The sequence below is a fragment of the Paenarthrobacter sp. 2TAF44 genome, assembly GCF_052114885.1.
In the GTDB taxonomy this organism is placed as follows: Bacteria; Actinomycetota; Actinomycetes; order Actinomycetales; family Micrococcaceae; genus Arthrobacter.
Window position 1 is genome coordinate 53,690 of record NZ_JBFRFP010000005.1, and the last position, 22,150, is coordinate 75,839.

A 22,150-nucleotide genomic window follows, 5' to 3' on the forward strand; every position below is an offset into this window, starting at 1 on the left:
GTTCATGTGCGCAGCTGGCCAGCTCAACGTCAAGACCGATACCCCTCAAGGCGTCGGTCCGGACGAATCGCGCCGGCCTGCTGTCACCGGCACCGATTGCGGTGCCGGTGACACCATGTGCGTTGGCGTGATCCTCGGCTTCCCGCCGGAGATCGCCCAGGAATTGCAGGCTTGGCGCGCATCCTTTGGCGATCCCATGGCCGAAGTCATCCCCGCCCACATCACACTCATCACCACCACGCCCACTCAGGACTGGGCAGCCACCCGGGACCACGTGCGCGAGGTGGCCCGCTCGCAGGAACCGTTCACCATCACCATTTCCGGCACTGGTTCCTTCCGGCCCGTTTCGCCCGTGGTTTTCGTCAACGTCGAAGAGGGCTTCGAAGAGTGCGTGCAGCTGCACGAAAAGCTCCAGACGGGTCCGCTTGAGCGTTTGCTTCCCTTCCCATACCACCCGCATGTCACCGTGGCCCATGATGTCGCCGAGGAAAATCTGGACGAGGCCGAAACGGTTCTGAGAGATTACCGGGCAACCTTCCCAGTGGTTAGCATGGGACTTTACGAGCACGACACCAATGGAATTTGGCAGCTACGGGAAGAGCTCGACTTTGGCGGCGACACTGACGAAACGCAGCAGGCGGAATCAACATCCACCGGCGGGAAGTCCTCCGCTGCCAACTGAGCTGGCAAAGCTAAAACTTCAACTTCTTCACAAGCGGCAGGACTGGGGCCACGCCAAGCGTGCCGGAGAAGGCCTGCCCAAGAGGGCCAGCGCCCTTCTCGCGCTCCTGCTCGCAAGGCTGAACACCAACCGGGCCATGCGCTCCTTCCAGAACTACACCCGCCAGCATGGGCCGCTTCTGAGTGCCGGCATCGGCTTCAACATGTTCTTCTCCGTCACGGGCCTCCTCACTACGGGTTTCGCCATCGCGGGAATCGTTTTGGGCGGCAATCCGGTCCTCGAAAACGCCGTGATTCGCAGCGTGGCCTCCGCAGCTCCCGGACTCCTCCAAGTCAATGGCGGTGAGGGACTGGTTGATCCGCAAACGCTGCTCAATCCCTCAGGTCTTGGATGGACCGCCGTCATCGCAGCAGCGGTAACCATCTTCACGTCCCTTGGTTGGATAGCCAGTGTCAGGGAAGGCCTGCGGGGTGTGACGGCTGCTGATCCGCTCCAGCGCAGCCCCATTCTGCAGAAACTGGTGGACGCCGGTACCCTCCTGCTCCTTGGTGTGATCCTCGTGGTCAGTGCCGGTGCATCCCTCATCTTTGGCACGGCTGCCGCCTGGATCTTCGACCTCCTCCGTTTGGACGAAGCAGTCGCGGCGCCCGTGGCCGCCGTCGTCAAGGTCGTCGTCCCCCTCCTGCTAAACTGCGCGACGGCGGCCGTGCTGTTCCGCATTGCAGGGGGCCTCAAGCTGGGGCGTCGGGCATTCATCGAAGGCGTCGCGCTGGCTGGTATCGGGACCACCGTGCTTCAGCTATTCAGCACCGAACTCCTCGCCCGGGCAGGACAAAACCCTGTCCTCGCCTCGTTTGCCATCATCATCGGCCTTCTGATCTGGTTCAACCTCGTGAGCCAGGTGTACCTCGTTTCCGCTTCGTGGGCCGCTGTCCGCGAGGCTGACCTGCAAGCGGGGGAGACCCCGCGCAAGAAGGTCCTCGGTTCACGCCGCGCAACACCCCAGACGTAATCATTCCCTTCGAATAGGACAACGCGGGGTCACTTATGGCCCATTCCGGATGGAAACATGGGCCATAAGTGACCCCGGGTTGCTACAGTCCGGCTACGGCGACCGGACCAGCCCCTCCCACGTAACGGTCCAGTCAGCCGGGAAACCTGGTGCGTGTCGATCCGGTCCGTTGTCCCAGCCCGCTGCCATGAGCGCGACGGCGGCGAGGAGCCCACCGTTCCCGGGCAAATAGAGCGGCAGGGAATCGGTTTGGCGGTTGTGCCCATTGGGAAGGAACGTGTTCTTGCCCGCACTGAGCAGTAAGGCGTCAACGGCGGCCTCAGGATCCTCGAGCCGGGCAGCCGTCATTGCCATTACTGGATAGTCCCAACCCCAGGTGCTGCCCCAATCCCAGTCCGCCAGGACATCCGACAGGGTGGCGCGCATGATGTCCGGATCAATCAAGTCCGTCCGAGGCAGGACACCAAGCGCGCACAGCATTGAAGGGTGGTCCGTGCGGATGGTGAAAGGCTCCACGTCGATCGCAGCGTAGACGCCGTCGATCACGCGTGGCGACACCATGCCATCTGCCACGTCGGACCATGCCTGCACAGGGTCCAGACCCAGCCGATCGCGCCAGGCAACTGCTGTCCGCAGGCCCCACTGCCAGTAGGCCAACTCAAATGTGGGATTGGTGACCTTGGCCCGGATCGAGCCGTAGCTTTCCTGTGCCGGAATCAAGGGCGGCCCCAACTCGAACCCACGCGACGTGGGATGTGCAAAGTCGGCCATGAAGGCCGCTGACTCAAACACGATCTCCGAAAATTCTTCCAACACCTCACGCCGGGGATTTGCCCGGTACACAAGCTCGGCCAAGTGAATGGGGTGTGGCTGCTGCCAGATCAGGAATGTCCCGATCGGACTTGGGCTTTCCCTGCCGTCCGGTCCGATCTGCTTGGGCCAGCGGACGCCGTCGAATCCCTGGGCCTTTGCAGTTTGGCGGGATACTTCCAGGACACTCGAGTACCACCGTAGCGATGGCAAGAGCAGCTCCACACGGTTCCAAAGCGCAAAGTGCGCGGCATGCCACCAGTGCATCTCCAAGTGGAAGCGGCCACGCCAGGAGTTGCATACGAGCCCGGTTTCCTGCGGAGGCAGCGAGCCTGAGCAGTTGATCGCCGTCAGATACTGGGAAAGGACAATCCTTCGCTCCAGTTCCTTGGCTCTGGGGTCCTCGGTCGCATCAAGCTCGATCGCGCCGCCCGAGTACCAGAAACCAGGCCAATAGGCCTGGGAAGCTGCGATCACGTTACAGGCAGGTGAAAGCTCGACGCCGGTCCGGTCAGTGGCCGCATGGCTTACCGCAGGTGTCGTGACCGTTCGCCTGTTGTTGCCTCGAGGGATGCAGTCGCCATCTTCCTCGGAAAGGAAGGCGACGGAGAAGTCCAGCACGTCGTTGGTGTCCGAACCTCCGGCCGTAGCAGGAGCTACTTGGAGTTGATGCTGTTCGGGCTGTTCCACTGTAAGGTTTTGGCCGGTGATCACCACCTGATAGCGGGCCTCGTCCAACTCGCGGTGGGCTGTCCATGTTGCGCAGCCACCGTGCTCATCGGACTTGACCGGGCCATCGAGCGAGGTGGTGTGGGCGTTCGGACTGTTCCAGTCAGCCGCGTCGTGCCACGCCTCGGAGCCATAGGGGAACCTGACACCGACGACCAAACCGGCACCAAGCGCCCTCGATTCCACGCGGACGCCGAGCTCATCACGGTCGGGGTGGCACGCCGTCGTAACCTTGACGGGGTGTCCTGCCAACGTGAAGCGGCTCGTCACCACTCCCGACCATAAATCGAGTGTTTGTTCGGCGTCGGTGATCTCCGCTTCAAGGATGGAGCGGACGGTGCCATTCTCAAGCCAGTGGAAGCCGATGCGACCCAGGTCCAGCCGATGCTGGTTCGCCCGGAGCCAGGTCTCAGCCGGGGATGTGACTGTCTCGCGATCGTTGACGATGCCACCCACCATGTCCACGTACGGCACTGGGCCGCGGGGGGAATCGTAGAGGACGGTCGAGCCAGCCAGGTCGTAGGGCTGTGCCGCCGGCACGGAGTGCCAACCCCATTGCGACTGGGTTCCCAGAAGCGTGCCCGCAGGGAGCTCATCGCGGGCGCCCACAGGGTAGGCCGCGGGAAAAGTCTGCAAGCCGGTGAGATCCAACGTGAAGGCGAACTCGCCATTGCCGACGGATACGGGGCTCCGCGCGTCAAGGTGTTTCTGACGGACATTATGGCGCTGGACGAGTGCCCTGCGGTCGATTGCAGGGGATTCGGACCTCTTGGGCAAGGCGGGCTCCTCGGTAGGTCAAATAGTTCATATCCAAAACTATTGACGAATATACACTCCCTTGATACGTTTCAGGAACCGTTTTCTTGAGCCTGAAAGAAGCTTACCCAATGACGCGTAGATCTCTCCGTACTATCCGCAAGGTAATAGCTTTCGTAGCAGCCTTCGGCATGATTGGGCTCACCGCAGCCTGCTCCAGCCCCTCATCCACCAACCAGCCCGAAGACGGCCCCGTGGAAATCCGATTCTCGTGGTGGGGCAACGCCACCCGTGCCGAACTGACCAACAAGGCCATCAAGGAGTTCGAGGCTGCCAATCCCAACATCAAGGTCAAGCCGGAGTATGGCGACATAGGAGGCTACTTCGACAAGCTCGCTACCCAGGTGGCAGCAAACGACGCCCCCGATGTCATCACCATGGGCGGTGCCTACCCGGCCGAGTACGCCAACCGCGGGGCCCTGCTGGATCTGTCCAAGGTGGACGGCTCACTCGACCTCTCCAAAATGGATCAGGGAGCCTTGGAAAACGGGCAGGTCCAGGGCAAGCAGTACGGCGTCTCCACTGGTGCCAACGCCTTGGCCATCGTAGTGAACCCCGCTGTTTTCCAGGCTGCAGGCGTTGCAATGCCGGATGACAGCACGTGGTCGTGGGATGACTTCGCAAAGACCGCCGAAGACATCACCGCCAAGAGCCCCAAGGGAACATACGGCACAGCCACCGTCCTCACGCATGACTCGCTGGATGCCTTCGCCCGCCAACGTGGCAAGTCCCTCTACACTCAGGACGGCCAGTTGGGACTGGACAAGGAAACTGTGCAGGACTACTTCGACTTCTCGCTCAAACTCAGCGAGTCAGGCGCGGCCCCCAGCGCTTCGGAAACCGTGGAGAAACTCAACGTCAGCACTGAACAGACACTTATGGGCATGGGGCAGGCCGGCATGATGCTCACTTGGTCCAACTCCCTGACCGCACTCAGCAAAGCCTCCGGCGCTGAGCTGAAGCTGCTGAAGTTGCCTGGGGAGACGCCCACGCCTGGCATCTGGCTGCAGTCATCGCAGTTCTACACCATCTCCGCGCGTAGCAAGCATACGGATGCCGCTGCCAAGCTGGTCAGCTTCCTTGTGAACAATGAGGCCGCAGCAAAGATCATCCAGAGCGACCGTGGCGTGCCCAGCAACTCCGGCATGCGTACGGCCATCAAGGATCTGCTCACGCCGCAGGGCAAGGCCGAGGCCGCCTACATCGACCAGATCGGGAAGATGGACTTCGCCCCTACGTTCATCGGTCCTACCGGTTCAACAGCAGTCTCCGAGATTACAGCTCGCATCAACACCGAAGTCCTCTTCAAGCGGCTGACCCCGGAGAAGGCCGCCGAACAGTGGCTTAGTGAGAGCAAGGCCGCCATCGGCAAATAGGACAACGCGGGGTCACTTGTGGTCCCTTCCAGAGGGAAACATGGGCCATAAGTGACCCCGCGTTGGTTTTAGGCGTCGCGGACTTCCAGATAGGGATCCGCCCAGGCGCTGATAATGCGTGCCACCCGGGCGGCCTGTCCCTTGCCCGTCAGGAGGTGCTCACTGCCCTCAAGCGAAATGAAGCTGCGGGGATGCCGCGCTGTACGGAAGATCTCGCTGGCGTTGTCGATGCCCACGGTGTTGTCAGTGGGGGAGTGCATCACCATCAACGGCTTGTGGAGGGTGCGGATGCAATCGCGCAGGTCAGCGCGTTCTACGTCCTCCACAAAGTGCCTGCGGACCTCCATGGGACGGCCGCCGAGGTCAACCACGGCGCTGCCGTCACGCAGGATGGAGTCAATCTCGGCGTCGAACATGTGCTCAACGTGCTTTGGCTCGTAAGGTGCGCCTACGGTCACCACGGCGTTGAGGTCAGGGATATCGCGCGCAGCGGCCAGCACAGCGGCGCCGCCAAAGGAGTGGCCCACCAGCAAGGAGACCGGCCTGTCCTGCTCCCGCATGAAGGCGGCGGCGAGGATGGTGTCAGCCACCTTGACGCTGAAAGATCCCGCGGACCATTCCCCGGCGGAGCCACCCAGGCCAAGGTTGTCGAACCGGAGCATGCCAACACCTTGCTCCGCGAGCCCTTTGCAGATCCGGGAAGCAGCGGGGCTGTCCTTGCCCAGGGTCAGGCCGTGCGAGTACACGCCCCAGCCGCGGACAGGCCCCTCAGGCACGTCCACGATGCCGGCGAGGGCATCACCCGTGCTTCCGGTGAAAGTGATCTTCTCAGAGCGTGGCACGCTGGTCTCCTTGCTTTTGCGGCTACCGGCCGGGGCGAGGTAGGCCAAATGATTAACGACGACGGCGCCACGCACCAAAAGTGGTGGGCGGCGCCGTCGTCGTGTGGTTCCTTAGGTGACCGGGGAACTAGATCTTGCGGGCGAGGATGGCCTGCTTGACCTCGGCAATTGCCTGGGTCACCTGGATGCCGCGGGGGCATGCTTCCGAGCAGTTGAAGGTGGTGCGGCAGCGCCACACACCTTCTTTGTCGTTCAGGATTTCCAGGCGCATGTCGCCGGCGTCATCACGGGAATCGAAGATGAAGCGGTGTGCGTTCACGATTGCGGCCGGACCAAAGTACTGGCCGTCGGTCCAGAAGACCGGGCAGGACGAGGTGCAGGCAGCACACAGGATGCACTTGGTGGTGTCGTCAAAGCGCTCACGGTCCTCAACGGACTGCAGGCGCTCCTTGGTGGGCTCGTGGCCCTTGTTGATCAGGAACGGCATGACTTCGCGGAAGGACTGGAAGAAGGGTTCCATGTCCACGATCAGGTCCTTCTCCACGGGGAGGCCCTTGATCGGCTCGACGGTGATGGGCTTGGTGGTGTCCAGGTCCTTCAGCAGCGTCTTGCAGGCGAGGCGGTTGCGGCCGTTGATGCGCATGGCATCCGAACCACAGACACCGTGGGCGCAGGAGCGGCGGAAGGAAACGCTGCCGTCGATCTCCCACTTGACCTTGTGGAGGGCATCCAGAACGCGGTCCGTGCCGTACATGGTCAGCTTGTAGTCATCCCAGCGTGCTTCGTCCGAGATCTCGGGATCGTAGCGGCGTACGCGCAGCGTGATGTGGAAGGTGGGAATTTCACCGTCGCCCGCAACACTTGCCGGGAGCTCGATCTTGGAAGCGGGCTCTGCCATTTCGGTCGTCATTAGTACTTACGCTCCATCGGCTCGTAACGGGTGAAGATGACGGGCTTCGTCTCAAGACGGATGCCCGCAACAGATTCCGCCGAGGAGTCGACGGTGACGGAAGTGTCCAGGTAAGCCATGGAGTGCTTCATGAACTTTTCGTCATTGCGGTCCGGGAAGTCTTCGCGGTAGTGGCCACCGCGGGACTCTTCACGGTGCAGGGCACCGACTGTCATGACCTTGGCCATGTCCAGCAGGAAGCCCAGCTCCACTGCTTCCAGGAGGTCCAGGTTGAAGCGCTTGCCCTTGTCCTGGACGGTGACGTTCTTGTACCGCTCTTCGAAGGAAGCGATGTCGCGAAGGACCTGTTCCAGCGATTCCTTGGTACGGAACACCTGCATGTTTGCATCCATGGTGTCCTGCAGTTCCTTGCGGATCTGGGCAACGCGTTCGGTGCCGTTGCCGGTCAGGAGGCCATTGAGAATGCCGCGGGTCATTGCCTCGGGGTCCTCGGGCAGCTCGACGTAGTCGGCTGTCTTGGAGTACTCCGCAGCGGCGATGCCGGCGCGCTTACCGAAGACGTTGATGTCCAGGAGCGAGTTGGTGCCGAGTCGGTTCGAGCCGTGCACGGAAACACAGGCAACTTCACCGGCTGCGTAGAGGCCCGGCACGATCGTGTCGTTGTCCTGCAGCACCTCGGTGGTGATGTTGGTCGGGATGCCGCCCATGGCGTAGTGCGCGGTGGGGAACACGGGGACAGGATCGGTGAACGGCTCCACACCCAGGTAGGTGCGCGCGAACTCCGTGATGTCCGGAAGCTTGGCCTCGATGTGGGCAGGCTCAAGGTGGGTCAGGTCCAGGAGGACGTAATCCTTGTTTGGACCACAACCACGGCCTTCACGCACTTCGTTGGCCATGGCGCGGGCCACGATGTCACGGGGTGCAAGGTCCTTGATGGTTGGGGCGTAACGCTCCATGAAGCGCTCACCCTCGGAGTTACGAAGGATGGCACCTTCACCACGTGCGCCCTCGGTGAGGAGGATGCCCAAGCCAGCGAGGCCGGTCGGGTGGAACTGGAAGAACTCCATGTCTTCCAGGGGGATGCCGCGGCGGAACGCGATGCCCATGCCGTCGCCCGTGAGGGTGTGGGCGTTGGAGGTCGTCTTGAAGACCTTGCCGGCACCACCGGAGGCGAACACCACGGACTTGGCCTGGAAAACGTGCAGTTCACCGGAAGCAAGATCGTAGGAGACTACGCCCGCTACACGCTTCTGCTTGTACGGGGTACCGTCTTCGCGCACTGCGTCTTCTTCGACGATCAGCAGGTCAAGGACGTAGTACTCGTTGTAGAACTCAACGTTGTGCTTGACGCAGTTTTGGTACAACGTCTGCAGGATCATGTGGCCGGTACGGTCGGCAGCGTAGCAAGCACGGCGGACAGGAGCCTTGCCGTGGTCACGGGTGTGGCCACCGAAGCGTCGCTGGTCAATCCGGCCCTCGGGCGTGCGGTTGAACGGCAGACCCATCTTTTCCAGGTCCAGCACGGCGTCGATGGCTTCCTTCGCCATGACCTCGGCTGCGTCCTGGTCAACCAGGTAGTCGCCACCCTTGATCGTGTCAAAGGTGTGCCACTCCCAGTTGTCTTCTTCGACGTTGGCCAGTGCTGCACACATACCGCCCTGTGCTGCACCGGTGTGCGAGCGGGTGGGGTAGAGCTTGGTCAGTACCGCTGTGCGTGCGCGCTGACCGGATTCGATCGCGGCGCGCATGCCGGCGCCACCTGCACCGACAATGACGACGTCGTACTTATGGACCTGCATACCAGATGCTCTCTCTTTCAAAAATTCAGATGGTCGGCGGAGGCTGCTCCGCTACGTCAGGCGAACCGGTGGACTCAAAGGAGTCACCGGAAGCGCCGTTACGGGGCCGGGCAGAAGCCGCCAGGCAGCTGAACGCCGTCGACGACGGGGCACGGGTTGAACGTGAAGATCACCAGGGTGCCGAGAATGATGATGACAGCCGTGGCTGCATAGAGGACTACCTTGAGCCAGAAGCGCGTGGCGTCCTTTTCAGCGTAGTCGTTGATGATGGTGCGGACGCCGTTGGTTCCGTGCAGCATGGCAAGCCAGAGCATGGCGAGGTCCCAGAACTGCCAGAAGGGGTCCGCCCACTTACCGGCGACGAAACCGAAGTCGATGGCGTGGATACCCTCACCCACCAGCAGGTTCACGAAGAGGTGGCCGAAGATCAGCACCACCAGGACGATGCCGGAGAGGCGCATGAAGAGCCAGGCGATCATCTCGAAGTTGCCACGGCTGGGGCCGGTGCGGTTGTATTTCGGAGCAATCTTGCCTGCACCGATTTTTCCGCTGCGGGGGGATTCGATCGTGGTCATGGTCTAGTGGCCTCCCAGCGCGAGGGAAAGGTGGCGGATAGCGAAGCCGGCGAACGTGACCAGCCACAGCGCAAGCACGATCCACAGCATTTGGCGCTGGTACTTCGCGCCCTTCTTCCAGAAGTCGATGGCGATCACACGCAGGCCGTTGAAGGCGTGGAAGATGATCGCGGCGACCAGGCCCGTTTCACCCAGGGCCATGACGGGGTTCTTGTAAGCACCAATGACGGCCGTGTAGGCCTCAGGGGACACGCGCACCAATGAGGTGTCCAACACATGGACCAACAAGAAGAAAAAGATCACTACACCGGTAATACGGTGTCCAACCCAGGACCACATGCCTTCACGGCCGCGGTACAAGGTGCCAGCTGGTTTTGTCGGCACTGATTAAACCTTCCTGCAACACAGCGGCGCTGGCATGGGATCCATGCGGGGGGAACGCCTGCTGCGAGAGCACTCGTAGCTCACGCCTAAATCTAGGCTTCGCTACCAGCTTATTCAATTTAGGACGCGCTTCTCTGGTTGTTAATTCCATGTTTCCTGCCCGTATTTACGCGATATTTGGGCAATTTCCCCTGCTTCATGAGACGAAGGCCACATGTGTGGCGGACTGCGGGGCTTTGCAGCCGCGTCCGATAAAGTGTTGCGGTGAGTACAGAAGACGCGACATTCCCGGAATCTCCATTGAACCGCTTCCACGCGGTTATTCCGGCGGGCGGTGTGGGGACCCGGCTGTGGCCACTCTCGCGTGCCGCTGCGCCCAAGTTCCTCCATGACCTGACCGGCTCCGGCAGCACGTTGTTGAGGGCCACCTATGACCGCCTTGAGCCGCTGGCCGGTGAGCGGGTGCTCGTTGTGACCGGCGAGGCACACCGTGCCGCTGTATGCCGGCAGCTCCCCGAAGTGGGCGATGACGAGCTGGTGCTCGAAAGCGAGCCCAAGGACTCCGGTGCTGCCATCGGCTTGGCCGCCGCAATTCTCCACCGCCGCGACCCGGAGACCATCATGGGTTCGTTCGCCGCAGACCAAGTGATCAGCCCCGACGATCTGTTCCAGGACACTGTGCGTGAGGCAATTTACACCGCTGCCACGGGCAAGATCGTCACCATCGGCATCAAGCCCACGCACCCCTCCACCGGCTTCGGCTACATCCGCTCCGGTGCAGCACTGAACGTGGAAGGTGCTCCGAACGCCCTTGCTGTGGCTGAGTTTGTTGAGAAGCCGAGCCAGGAAGTTGCCAACAAATATGTGGAGGCAGGGGACTACGTCTGGAACGCAGGCATGTTCGTTGCTCCCGTAGCGCTCATGCTCCAGCACCTCGAAGCGAACCAGCCGGAGCTGTTCAAGGGCCTTCAGGAAATCGCCGAAGCCTGGGACACGCCCCAGCGCGCCGAAGTTACCGCGCGTGTCTGGCCCACACTGCCCAAGATTGCGATCGACTACGCCGTTGCCGAGCCGGCAGCGGCAGCCGGCGATGTCGCCGTCGTGCCTGGTACTTTCCGCTGGGACGACGTTGGCGACTTTGCCGCAATCGGCCGCCTGAACAACGCAGGCGACGTCGATGAAGTGACCGTTCTTGGCGAAGGTGCCCGCGTGTTTGCCGAGAATGCGAGTGGTGTGGTGGTTTCCGATACCAAGCGCGTGATCGCCCTAATCGGCATCAAGGACGTGGTCATCGTGGACACGCCCGACGCACTCCTGGTCACTACAAAGGAACATGCCCAGTTGGTCAAGGGCACTGTTGATGCCCTCAAAGCCAGTGGCGATACGGACGTCCTGTAGCAATCCCTTATACCGTGAGCCACCTCTTTGGTTGTCCTGCGCCTGAACGCAGCGTAACCAAGAGGTGGCTTTCGTTCTTCGGAGGCCGTGGATGGCTAGAGTTGTGACGTGCGCAATTACACCACTGAAACCGAGCCCACCCCCGTTGTAAGTCCGTGGGTGGATGAGCTGCTGCCTGGACTCATCGATTTCAGGCGGGACCTCCACGCACACCCTGAACTCTCCTTCAAGGAATTCCGCACCACGGACAAACTCGTGGAGCGGCTCGAAGCTGCCGGATTGCAGCCGCGTCGCCTTGAAGGCACCGGGCTCACGGTGGACATCGGAGAAGGTCCCATTGCCACTGCACTGCGTGGTGACATCGACGCCTTGCCCATCATCGAGGAAACGGGTCTGCCGTTCGCTTCGAAGAACCACGGCGTCACCCATGCCTGCGGGCATGACGTCCACACCACCACCATGCTCGGCATTGCCTTGGTGCTGCAGCGGATGCACAAGAACACCCCGCTGGGCGGCACTGTCCGCATTATCTTCCAGCCGGCCGAGGAGACCATGCCCGGCGGTGCTTTGTCCTGCATCGAGCAGGGTGTGCTGGAAGGCGTTCCCCGTATCCTTGCGTTGCACTGTGATCCCAGGATCAACGTCGGCAAGATCGGCACCCGGATCGGGGCCATCACCTCGGCATCGGACACCATTAAGATCGAGCTCACGGGCCGCGGTGGCCACACATCCAGGCCGCACCTGACGGAAGACCTCGTCTTTGCCCTGGCGCAAATTGCGGTCAACGTACCCGCCGTGCTCTCACGCCGCGTGGACGTCCGCAGCGGAGTGTCCGTGGTGTGGGGCCAGATCTCGGCAGGTTCCGCACCCAACGCCATTCCCGGCACTGGCTACATGGCGGGCACCATGCGCTGCCTGGACCGGGATGCCTGGCACAGCGCGGGCGAGTTGCTGGACGACGTCGTAAAGCAGGTTGCCGCTCCTTACGGCGTGGATGTGCACCTGGAGCACACGCGAGGCGTTCCTCCCGTGGTCAACTCGGAGCACGAGACAGCCTTGATTGAAGCCGCAGCGCGTGCCGAACTTGGCGAGAACGCCGTAGTCCTGACGCCCCAGTCGATGGGTGGCGAAGACTTTGCCTGGTTCCTGGCCGACCTTCCGGGAGCCATGATGCGGCTCGGCACGCATACGCCTGGCGGCGAGGAATACGACCTTCACCGTGGCGACTTCATCGTGGATGAACGCGCCCTCGGCTACGCCATCCGCGTCCTCACTGCTGCCGCGCTGCGGACGATCCGCGACCTCCAGGACTAAACCCAACTAAGGGACAGCACGTGTTCCACTGAGCACTCATTGGGACATGTATTGTCCCCTAGTTGGGCCAAGTTGAGTTGTGCACAATTGAATTGTGCACTATCGTTTCATTCATGAGTGATGCACCCCGCCTTCGCCACCAAGTCTGCTTTGCGCTGTATTCGGCGTCCAAGGCCGCGACGGCGGTCTACCGCCCCGTGCTGGACGAGCTGGGTCTTACCTATCCGCAGTACCTGGTGATGTTGGTCCTCTGGGAGCAGGAACCGCGCAGCGTGCGGGAACTTGGCGCGGAGCTCGGGCTCGACTCCGGCACGTTGTCGCCTCTCCTGAAGCGCCTTGAAGGCCTTGGGCTCGTTGAGCGCCATCGTTCCGTTGAGGACGAACGACGGGTGGATGTCGTCCTGACCGATGCCGGCAGGGAGCTGAGCACCCGCGCCCAGGCCGTCCCCAAGCGCCTCGCTGATGCCGCCGGCCTCTCCACGGAGGAGATTGAGCAGTTGCACGCGACGCTCGGCAAACTCACCGCGGCACTGCAGAAGTCACTCTGAGAATTTTCAAGCCACACACAAGCCCACTGATGTCCAAGAGATAAAGGAAGATTCGTGAAGACTCTCTACACTGCCGAGGCTTTGGCCTCCGGCGAAGGCCGCGATGGCAACGCCCGTACCAACGACGGCAAGCTTGACGTAGCCCTCGCCAGCCCGATTGAGCTGGGAGGCAACGGCCAGGGCACCAACCCCGAGCAGTTGTTCGCCGCCGGCTACGCGGCATGCTTCCACTCCGCCCTGCGCCTGGTGGGCCGCAAGGAACGCGTCGACCTCAGTGATTCCGCCGTTGCCGCCAAGGTCCACTTCGGGGCCCTCACTGACCGCGAGGGCTACGGCTTGGCCGCCGAACTGGAGATCGCCCTGCCCGCCCTGGATCGCGGAACGGCCGAGGAACTGATGGCCAAGGCGCACCAGATCTGCCCCTACTCCAACGCCACCCGCGGCAACATGGCCGTAGACCTCAAGCTCGTGGAGTTCGCAGCATGAGCGCCGCTACCAGCACGCCGGTGGAAACCCGCGAAATCCAGCTCGCCTCACGCCCGGTAGGACGCCCTGCCCCGGAGAACTTCCGGCTGGCCGCCTCCGGCCTCCCGGACCTTCAGGACGGCCAGGTCCTGGTCCGGAACCAGTTCATGTCCGTGGATCCCTACATGCGGGGACGCATGAATGACGTCAAGTCCTACTCGGCGCCTTTCCGCCTGGATGCAGCGCTCGACGGCGGTGCGGTAGGTGAGGTGATCGCGTCCAGGTCCGACGCGCACAAGGTGGGCGACGTCGTCGTGCATCAACTGGGATGGCGCGAGCATGCGGTGGTGGACGCGGCTGCGACAACCACGGTTCCAAGCGGCCTTGCTCCAACATCGGCGTTCCTTGGTGCTTTGGGCATGACGGGCCTGACCGCTTATGCGGGCCTGCTCAAGGTGGCCGAGTTCAAAGAAGGTGATGTCGTCTTCGTATCCGGTGCGGCCGGCGCTGTGGGATCCATGGTGGGCCAGATTGCCAAGGCATCCGGAGCCAGCAAGGTGATCGGCAGTGCCGGTTCTGCCGAAAAGGTCGTCAGGCTGCTGGAGCTCGGTTTCGACGCCGCCTTCAATTACAACGATGGCCCGGTTCTTGATCAGTTGCGTGAGGCGGCGGGGGAGCGCGGCATCGATGTGTACTTCGACAATGTGGGCGGCGAACACCTCGAAGCCGCTCTGGCCACTCTCACTGTTGGCGGGCGCGTGGCCATGTGCGGTGCCATTGCGCAGTACAACTCCACCGAGCCGCCGGCCGCACCAAGGAACCTGGCCCTGGCGATTGGCAAGCAGCTGACCCTGCGCGGATTCCTGGTGGGCGGCCAGCGTCAGCACGCGGCCGAATTTGCCGAAAAGATGGCCGGTTGGCTGGCCGACGGGACCGTCCGCTACGACGAAACGATCGTGGACGGCCTGGAGAACGCACCGCAGGCATTCATGGATCTGCTGGACGGCGCCAACACCGGAAAGATGCTCGTCAGGCTCTGACATTGGGGGTGGGCCGGGTGTGACTTGCGCACCCGGCTACTGCTTGGTAACAAAAGGTCAACAATCTGCCCTTGGGGACTGAATTGTGCTACCTGCGTGTGGTCCACGCCACTAGTGTTGAGGGTATCAAGGCGCTTCGGCGCAGTGCTGCGAACTTCAGTGAAAACAGAATTTCTGCCTCGGGTATTCGAAACGGACACTCATTGACCATCCGTCGTAGCGCGACTCACTTTCTTCCTGGAGGAAAATTGAAGAACCCACTGCGTGCCACCCTTAGGCGCGGTTCTATTAAGCGCGGTTCAATGGCCGGTATTGCAACTGCAGGAGCGGCAGCGCTCCTGCTCAGCGGTTGCGGACAGGCTCCCGACGCCGGTTCGGCCAGCCCGACCAAGAGCGACTACATCGGCTGCATTGTGTCCGACTCCGGCGGATTCGATGACCAGTCCTTTAACCAGTCCTCCTTCGAGGGTATGCAGAAGGCCGAAAAGGACCTTGGCATTACCATGAAGTCGGCTGAGTCCAAGGCCAACAGCGACTTCGAGACCAACCTCAACGGCATGGTTTCCGCTGGCTGCAATCTGACCGTCACGGTGGGCTTCCTCCTGGGCGACGCCACCAAGGCAGCAGCGCAGAAGAACACCGACAAGCACTTCGCCATCATTGACTTCTCGTATCAGGACCCCATCGCCAACGTGAAGCCAGTGGTCTATGACACCGCCCAGGCTGCGTACCTCGCAGGCTACGCTGCTGCATCCGCAAGCAAGACCGGCAAGGTCGGGACCTTCGGCGGCATCAAGCTCCCTACGGTCACGATCTTCATGGACGGGTTCTACGACGGCGTCCAGGCCTACAACAAGGCCAAGGGCAAGTCCGTCCAGGTAGTCGGCTGGGATAAGGCCACCCAGGATGGCTCGTTCACGGGCGACTTCGAGAAGCAGGACACCGGCAAGCAAATCACCAAGAACCTCCTGGACCAGGGTGCGGACATCATCATGCCCGTGGCAGGCCCGGTGGGTAAGGGTGCAGGGGCAGCCCTCAAGGAAGCCAAGGCCGCCGGCAAGGACGTCAAGCTCATCTGGGTTGACTCCGATGGCTACCTCACCGCTCCTGAGTACAAGGACCTCATGCTGACCTCCGTGGTCAAGCAAATGGATGACGCCGTCGAAACGGTGGTGAAGGACGACAAGGAAGGCAAGTTCAGCAACGAAGCCTATGTTGGCACCCTTGCCAACAAGGGTGTTGCCATTGCACCGTTCCACGACCTCGATTCCGCAGTCCCCGCCGAGACGAAGTCCGAGCTCGATGCCCTGAAGGCGGACATCGTGTCCGGCAAGCTGGTTGTTGAATCAGCGGCAAGCCCCAAGAAGTAACAATTTCCTGGACGCGCCGCCAGTACCGAGTGCCGGTACTGGCGGCTCGTTTTTGCCCTGACCAGCGCCTATATTGCGGGGCCCCAGCGCCCATATTGCGGGCCGCAGCGCCTATCTTGCTGGCCCTCGCAAGAATAGGCTTCTGCTCAAAGCCAATGGCTTTGAGCAGTACAGCCGTCCCTCGGACTCAAAGAACGGTGGGAGTTGTGAAACTCGAATTGAAGGGGATCTCGAAAGCTTTCGGGACCTTCTACGCCAACCAAGACATCGACCTCGTGGTCGAATCCGGCCAGATCCATTGCCTCCTCGGCGAAAATGGCGCCGGAAAATCAACCCTCATGAACGTGCTGTACGGACTCTATGAACCGACGGCCGGACAAATCCTCGTTGACGACAAGACGGTCAACTTCCGGGGCCCGGGCGACGCCATGGCCGCCGGTATTGGCATGGTCCACCAGCATTTCATGCTGGTTCCCGTCTTCACTGTCGCCGAAAACGTGGCCCTCGGTGCGGAGCCAACGTCCTTTGGCGGCGTCCTCAGCATTGAAGAAACCCGGAAGAAAATCCGGGACATTTCAAAGAAGTACGGCTTCGACGTCGATCCCGACGCCCTGGTGGAGGACCTCCCCGTGGGCGTCCAGCAACGCGTCGAGATCATCAAGGCGTTGGTCCGGGAGGCCAAGGTGCTCATCCTGGACGAACCAACGGCAGTCCTGACGCCGCAGGAAACGGATGAGTTGCTGGACATCATGCGCCAGCTCAAGGCAGCCGGCACATCGGTCGTGTTCATTTCGCACAAGCTTCGCGAAGTGAAGGCCGTCTCCGACGTCATCACGGTAATCCGCCGCGGCAAAGTAGTAGGCGATGCTCCACCCACGGCCTCAGCCACGGAACTTGCCTCCATGATGGTTGGCCGCCCCGTGAGCCTGACCTTGGACAAAGCCGCAGCCCAGCCAAAGGAAACAACCTTCGTTGTGAAGGACCTGACAGTCCGCGCCCCCAATGGAACCAACGTGGTGGACGGCATCAGCTTCGACATCGCCCAAGGTGAGATCCTCGCCGTCGCGGGTGTCCAAGGCAACGGCCAGACGGAACTTACGGAAGCCATCCTCGGTATCCAGCCGCACGTCACGGGATCCGTGACGCTGGACGGCAAGCAGCTCCTGGGCCTGCCGGTCAAGGACGTGCTGCGCTCCGGCGTCGGCTTTGTCCCGGAAGACCGCACAGTGGACGGGCTGGTAGGCCCCTTTTCCGTTGCCGAGAACCTGGTGCTGGACCTTTACGACCAAGCACCGTTCGCAAGCGGCATCAGCATGAAGCCCTCCAAAGTGGCAGAAAATGCCGAAGCCAAGATCCAGGAGTTCGATATCAGGACGCCGTCGGCGGGAGCTGCGGCAGGAACCCTCTCCGGTGGCAACCAGCAAAAGGTGGTTATGGCCCGCGAGTTGTCCAGGCCGTTGCGGCTGTTCATCGCAAGCCAGCCCACGCGTGGCGTGGATGTTGGCTCCATCGAGTTCCTGCATAAGCGCATAGTTGCGGAGCGGGACGTTGGAACACCCGTGATGATCATTTCCACGGAACTCGATGAAGTGATCGAACTCGCGGACAGGATCGCGGTGCTTTACAAGGGGAAGCTGGTGGGCATTGTCCCTGCCGGAACTCCCCGTGACACCCTCGGCCTGATGATGGCTGGCGTCGGCCCGGAAGGAGGCTCCCATGACGAGTAAGGACCAGACCCCCAGTAAGGACCAGACTCCCAGCAAGGACGAGACCCCCGAGGAATCTGCCTCGGAAGTACGTGCGGCGGACGTCGCGCTGGACACCGCTGGCGGCACGTTGGAACCGTCCATCGTTCCCGTGTCCTCTCAGAGTGGGGACACCGGTCACCGGCAAGCCAGCACGATGCGCAGGATCGTCATGGGCAACGGCTTCGTGTCCGTCCTGGCGGTTATCGTGGCGCTGTTCCTGGGCGGTTTGCTCATTGCCAGCACGGACAAGAAGGTTTCCGAGAGCGCGGGTTATTTCTTCGCGCGGCCCAGCGATTTCCTGCTGGCGTTGTGGAATGCCATGACCAAGAGCTACGTCGCGTTGTTCCAGGGCTCGGTGTTCAACCCCCGCGAAGGCTTCATGCCCCTGCTTGAAACAATGACGGTAGCCACGCCACTGATCTGTGCAGGCCTCGGCGTTGCCTTGGCCTTCCGCGCCGGCCTGTTCAACATCGGCGCCCAAGGCCAGATCATCATCAGCGCAACGCTGGCTGCCTATGTTGGTTTCACCTGGCACTTGCCGTTCGGGCTCCACCTGCTGCTGGTCATCATCATGGGCGTCCTCGGCGGCGCTGCCTGGGGTGCGATAGTTGGCATCCTCAAAGCCCGGACCGGCGCGCACGAGGTCATCGTGACGATCATGCTGAACTACGTCGCGTTGTTCCTTTTGGACTTCCTCCTGAACACCGCGGCCTTCCGGCGCCCGGGGGACAACAGCCCCATCTCACCCCGGCTGGATGAGACTGCCACTTACCCTGTGCTCATTCCAGGTTCCCGGCTCCACCTGGGTTTCCTGGTGGCCGTCCTGCTGACATACGGCGTGTGGTGGATGCTGAACCGCTCCACCATTGGCTTTGAGTTCCGCGCAGTTGGTGCCAACCCAGTGGCCGCGCGCACGGCGGGCGTCAAGGTACCCCGCGCCACCATCCTGGTGATGGCTTTTGCCGGCGCCCTCGCTGCCTTCGGTGGCGTTGCCCAGGTGGCCGGCACCGAAAAGGTATTGACGGGCGGTGTTGCAGCCCAGATTGGCTTCGACTCCATCACTGTTGCACTGCTTGGCCGAAGCACTCCATGGGGAACGTTCTTCGCGGGCCTGCTCTTCGGTGCTTTCCGGGCCGGTGCGGTTCAGATGCAGATCCAAACGGGAACGCCGATCGACATCGTGCTGGTGGTCCAGTCCCTGATCGTCCTGTTCATCGCGGCGCCGCCACTGATCAGGTCGGTTTTCCGGCTTGAGCCCAAGAAGAAGAACAAGACACCGAAGGCCGCTCGGAAAGCTGCCCTTGCCAACGCCACCGGAGGTGCCAAGTGAGCGCAACATCCACCGCGCCCCTAGCGGGAGCAACAGCATTACCCGGGCTGCGGCCATCCTTGAAGGTCCCGGTTTCGCTTGGCGTCCTGGCACTCATTGCCCTAGTGTTCTTCGGCCTCTTGGGTCCGGACCAGACAGCAGAAATGAAGATCAGCGATCCCGGCGACGCCTTTGCCGTCCCGGCGCTGGCGATTCCAGGCAAGGTGGGTGGCATCGTCCTGGCCATCGTGCTCCTGGCCATGGCCGCTTACTCGATCTACTTGTGGACACGGGGTGAGCGATCCCCGAAGTGGCTGCCGATCGCCTTCGCGGTGGTCTTCGTTTTCGCCTTGCTGGTATGGATTGTTGCCGGCGCACGGCAGCCGTCCATCTCCCTTGCCGGCCTCATTGCGGGTTCGGTGACCTTGGCTGTTCCCTTGGTTTTTGGCTCCCTTTCCGGCGTCCTGTGCGAGCGGGTGGGCGTGGTGAACATTGCCATTGAAGGCCAGTTGCTGGGCGGAGCTTTCACCGCCGCCTTGGTGGCAACGGTGACTGGCAGCCCCTATGTCGGGTTGATTGCTGCTGCAGCCGCCGGTGCCGCCGTGTCCATGGTCCTCGCGGTCTTCAGCATAAAATACCTCGTCAACCAGATCATTGTGGGCGTTGTGCTCAATGTGCTGGTCTCCGGTCTCACCGGCTTCCTGTTCGGCACAGTCATGGTGACCAACAAGGAGCAGTTCAACACCCCTGGCCGCCTGGATATCCTGCCGATTCCATTCCTTTCGGATATTCCCATCATCGGGCCCATCCTGTTCAAGCAGTCCATCGCTGGCTACCTCATGTATGTGGCTGTAGCAGTGGTCTGGTTCGGCCTGTTCAAGACCCGTTGGGGCCTGCGTGTCCGCGCTGTCGGCGAGCATCCACAGGCTGCGGACACCCTGGGCATCAACGTCAACGCCACCCGCTTCTGGAACGTGACGCTGGGCGGTGCGATCGCCGGCATCGGTGGTGCCGTGTTCACGCTGGTGACCATCGACTCCTTCACCAAGGAAATCTCCGGTGGCCGTGGCTTCATCGCCCTCGCTGCCTTGATCTTTGGACGGTGGAACCCGATCGGTGCCTTCCTCGCCTCGCTGCTGTTCGGCTTTGCGTACAACCTGCAATCGATTCTGGGCATCATTGGTACCCCCGTTCCGAGCCAGTTCATGGCCATGCTGCCGTACCTGGTGACCATCTTCGCCGTCGCCGGTTTGGTGGGTAGGTCACGGCCACCTGCCGCGAGCGGCATACCGTACGTGAAAGGTTGACGCATGCCTTCGGATGACGTCGATTGGCAGGCCCTGGAAGAAGCTGCGGTACAGGCCATGGAACGGGCCTATGCCCCGTACTCCAAGTTCCCGGTGGGGGCTGCGGCCCTCACCGAGGACGGCAGAATCATTAGTGGCTGCAACGTGGAGAACGCCAGCTATGGCCTGACCCTCTGCGCTGAATGCGCCTTGGTGGGGCAGCTCCACATGACCGGTGGGGGCCGGATCGCGGCTTTCTACTGCGTCGATAGCCTGGGAAACGTCCTCATGCCGTGCGGGCGCTGCCGTCAGCTGCTCTACGAGTTCCGGGCGCCCGGAATGCAGCTCATGACAACGCAGGGAATCAAATCCATGGACCAAGTGCTGCCTGACGCCTTTGGTCCCGAAAACCTGGAGGAAACCACGTGAGAAGCCCTGAAGCTTTCGACGCCGTTCAGATCATCTCCATCAAACGCGACAAAGGCACGCTCACTCCGGAACAGATCGATTGGACTATTGACGCCTATACGCGGGGTGTGATCGCCGAGGAGCAGATGGCGGCGCTGAACATGGCCATCCTGCTCAACGGCATGAACCGCGAGGAAATCTCACGCTGGACTTCGGCGATGATCGCCTCCGGGGAGCGGATGGACTTTTCCTCGCTGACAACGCCCGACGGCGGCCGGAAGCCTACCAGCGACAAACACTCCACCGGCGGGGTGGGGGATAAGATCACCCTCCCGTTGGCCCCACTGGTGGCGGTCTTTGGCGTGGCCGTGCCGCAGCTGTCCGGCCGCGGGCTCGGCCACACCGGCGGCACTTTGGACAAGCTCGAAGCAATCCCCGGATGGCGTGCGAACCTGAGTAATGAGGAAATCATGGCCCAGCTCCAGGACGTCGGAGCGGTCATTTGCGCTGCCGGATCCGGTCTGGCACCGGCTGACAAGAAGCTCTATGCATTGCGTGACGTCACGGGAACGGTTGAAGCGATCCCGTTGATTGCTTCCTCGATCATGAGTAAGAAGATCGCAGAAGGCACCGGCTCGTTGGTACTGGACGTAAAGGTGGGTTCCGGCGCCTTCATGAAGGATGAGGCGCGGGCTCGTGAGTTGGCGGAGACCATGGTGGCCTTGGGCAAGGACGCGGGCGTTCACACAGTGGCTTTGATGACAGATATGTCCACGCCCCTGGGCCTGACAGCCGGTAATGCGATCGAGGTGGAGGAGTCTGTGGACGTCCTGGCGGGCGGCGGTCCGGAAGACGTCGTCGAACTGACTGTCCGCTTGGCCGAGGAGATGCTGGCCGGTGCCGGCATTCATGATGCCGACCCCGCCGCTGCCCTCAAGGATGGGCGCGCCATGGACGTCTGGAACCGGATGATCGAAGCGCAGGGCGGCGATCCGCGCGCCGCCTTGCCGGTGGCCAGGGAATCCGAGGTTGTCTACGCCCCCGCTGATGGCGTCCTGGTTGAACTGGATGCCCTGTCCGTCGGCGTTGCCGCGTGGCGCCTCGGAGCTGGCCGCGCCCGCAAGGAGGACAAAGTCCAGGCCGGTGCCGGGGTGCGGCTTCATGCCAAACCGGGCGCGCTGGTCAGGGCCGGCGAACCATTGATGACGCTCCTGACCGATACTCCTGAGAAGTTTGAGCGGGCCAAGGAAGCGTTGCAGGACGCCGTGGTGATTGCACCTGAGGGCTCACGACCGGCCCATCAGCTGATCATCGACAGGATCGCCTAGG

General features: G+C 62.0%; 20 protein-coding genes. 14 read left to right on the top strand and 6 right to left on the bottom strand.

Annotated elements, in window-relative coordinates:
- Positions 1–4 precede the first annotated feature (4 nt).
- Positions 5–682: a 2'-5' RNA ligase family protein gene (locus AB4Z15_RS07070; RefSeq protein ID WP_442002615.1), complete on the top strand. Its 678-nt coding sequence runs from the start codon at positions 5–7 to the stop codon at positions 680–682.
- Positions 609–1,694 carry a YihY/virulence factor BrkB family protein gene (locus AB4Z15_RS07075; protein ID WP_442016707.1) on the top strand — a complete coding sequence of 362 codons (1,086 nt, stop codon included), beginning with the start codon at positions 609–611 and terminating at the stop codon, positions 1,692–1,694. Before AB4Z15_RS07070 ends, AB4Z15_RS07075 begins: the two co-directional genes overlap by 74 nt.
- 93 nt (positions 1,695–1,787) lie before the next feature.
- On the opposite strand, the gene AB4Z15_RS07080 is transcribed toward AB4Z15_RS07075, so the two are convergent.
- Complete coding sequence (locus AB4Z15_RS07080) at positions 1,788–4,010, bottom strand: hypothetical protein (RefSeq protein WP_442016708.1); 2,223 nt, start codon at positions 4,008–4,010, stop codon at positions 1,788–1,790.
- A gap of 110 nt (positions 4,011–4,120) precedes the next feature.
- On the opposite strand from AB4Z15_RS07080, the gene AB4Z15_RS07085 reads away from it, so the two are divergent.
- Positions 4,121–5,425: an ABC transporter substrate-binding protein gene (locus AB4Z15_RS07085; protein WP_442016709.1), complete on the top strand. Its 1,305-nt coding sequence runs from the start codon at positions 4,121–4,123 to the stop codon at positions 5,423–5,425.
- A gap of 68 nt (positions 5,426–5,493) precedes the next feature.
- On the opposite strand, the gene AB4Z15_RS07090 is transcribed toward AB4Z15_RS07085, so the two are convergent.
- The 5 genes from AB4Z15_RS07090 to sdhC form a co-directional block, all read right to left on the bottom strand.
- A complete protein-coding gene (locus AB4Z15_RS07090) occupies positions 5,494–6,267 on the bottom strand; it encodes an alpha/beta hydrolase (protein WP_442016710.1) in 774 nt (257 codons plus the stop codon).
- 127 nt (positions 6,268–6,394) lie between these two features.
- Positions 6,395–7,177 (bottom strand): succinate dehydrogenase iron-sulfur subunit, encoded by a 783-nt coding sequence (locus AB4Z15_RS07095; RefSeq protein WP_011773975.1) that lies wholly within the window; start codon positions 7,175–7,177, stop codon positions 6,395–6,397.
- Positions 7,177–8,976 carry a succinate dehydrogenase flavoprotein subunit gene (sdhA, locus tag AB4Z15_RS07100; protein ID WP_442016711.1) on the bottom strand — a complete coding sequence of 600 codons (1,800 nt, stop codon included), beginning with the start codon at positions 8,974–8,976 and terminating at the stop codon, positions 7,177–7,179. The genes AB4Z15_RS07095 and sdhA overlap by 1 nt, the downstream gene beginning before the upstream one ends.
- A gap of 98 nt (positions 8,977–9,074) precedes the next feature.
- Positions 9,075–9,551: a succinate dehydrogenase hydrophobic membrane anchor subunit gene (locus AB4Z15_RS07105; RefSeq protein WP_442002621.1), complete on the bottom strand. Its 477-nt coding sequence runs from the start codon at positions 9,549–9,551 to the stop codon at positions 9,075–9,077.
- 3 nt (positions 9,552–9,554) lie between these two features.
- Positions 9,555–9,935, bottom strand: coding sequence for a succinate dehydrogenase, cytochrome b556 subunit (gene sdhC, locus AB4Z15_RS07110; RefSeq protein WP_442002622.1), 381 nt, complete (start codon positions 9,933–9,935; stop codon positions 9,555–9,557).
- Between the two features lie 264 nt (positions 9,936–10,199).
- Between sdhC and AB4Z15_RS07115 the strand changes: the two genes are divergently transcribed.
- From AB4Z15_RS07115 to AB4Z15_RS07165, 11 genes are all read left to right on the top strand, one after another.
- Positions 10,200–11,333 (top strand): mannose-1-phosphate guanylyltransferase, encoded by a 1,134-nt coding sequence (locus tag AB4Z15_RS07115; protein ID WP_442002623.1) that lies wholly within the window; start codon positions 10,200–10,202, stop codon positions 11,331–11,333.
- 108 nt (positions 11,334–11,441) lie between these two features.
- On the top strand, positions 11,442–12,647 hold the full coding sequence (locus AB4Z15_RS07120; protein WP_442016712.1) for an amidohydrolase: 1,206 nt from the start codon (positions 11,442–11,444) through the stop codon (positions 12,645–12,647).
- Positions 12,648–12,760: 113 nt separating this feature from the next.
- Positions 12,761–13,195, top strand: coding sequence for a MarR family winged helix-turn-helix transcriptional regulator (locus tag AB4Z15_RS07125; RefSeq protein WP_442016713.1), 435 nt, complete (start codon positions 12,761–12,763; stop codon positions 13,193–13,195).
- Between the two features lie 54 nt (positions 13,196–13,249).
- Positions 13,250–13,681 (top strand): organic hydroperoxide resistance protein, encoded by a 432-nt coding sequence (locus AB4Z15_RS07130; RefSeq protein WP_442016714.1) that lies wholly within the window; start codon positions 13,250–13,252, stop codon positions 13,679–13,681.
- Positions 13,678–14,700: an NADP-dependent oxidoreductase gene (locus AB4Z15_RS07135; RefSeq protein WP_442016715.1), complete on the top strand. Its 1,023-nt coding sequence runs from the start codon at positions 13,678–13,680 to the stop codon at positions 14,698–14,700. Before AB4Z15_RS07130 ends, AB4Z15_RS07135 begins: the two co-directional genes overlap by 4 nt.
- A 302-nt stretch (positions 14,701–15,002) precedes the next feature.
- Complete coding sequence (locus AB4Z15_RS07140; protein WP_442016716.1) at positions 15,003–16,070, top strand: BMP family lipoprotein; 1,068 nt, start codon at positions 15,003–15,005, stop codon at positions 16,068–16,070.
- 206 nt (positions 16,071–16,276) lie between these two features.
- On the top strand, positions 16,277–17,797 hold the full coding sequence (locus AB4Z15_RS07145; protein ID WP_442016717.1) for an ABC transporter ATP-binding protein: 1,521 nt from the start codon (positions 16,277–16,279) through the stop codon (positions 17,795–17,797).
- A complete protein-coding gene (locus tag AB4Z15_RS07150; protein WP_442016718.1) occupies positions 17,787–19,148 on the top strand; it encodes an ABC transporter permease in 1,362 nt (453 codons plus the stop codon). Before AB4Z15_RS07145 ends, AB4Z15_RS07150 begins: the two co-directional genes overlap by 11 nt.
- On the top strand, positions 19,145–20,434 hold the full coding sequence (locus tag AB4Z15_RS07155) for an ABC transporter permease (RefSeq protein ID WP_442016719.1): 1,290 nt from the start codon (positions 19,145–19,147) through the stop codon (positions 20,432–20,434). Before AB4Z15_RS07150 ends, AB4Z15_RS07155 begins: the two co-directional genes overlap by 4 nt.
- Positions 20,435–20,437: 3 nt before the next feature.
- A complete protein-coding gene (locus AB4Z15_RS07160) occupies positions 20,438–20,842 on the top strand; it encodes a cytidine deaminase (protein WP_442002632.1) in 405 nt (134 codons plus the stop codon).
- Positions 20,839–22,149: a thymidine phosphorylase gene (locus tag AB4Z15_RS07165; RefSeq protein WP_442016720.1), complete on the top strand. Its 1,311-nt coding sequence runs from the start codon at positions 20,839–20,841 to the stop codon at positions 22,147–22,149. The genes AB4Z15_RS07160 and AB4Z15_RS07165 overlap by 4 nt, the downstream gene beginning before the upstream one ends.
- The last annotated feature ends 1 nt before the right edge of the window (position 22,150 follow it).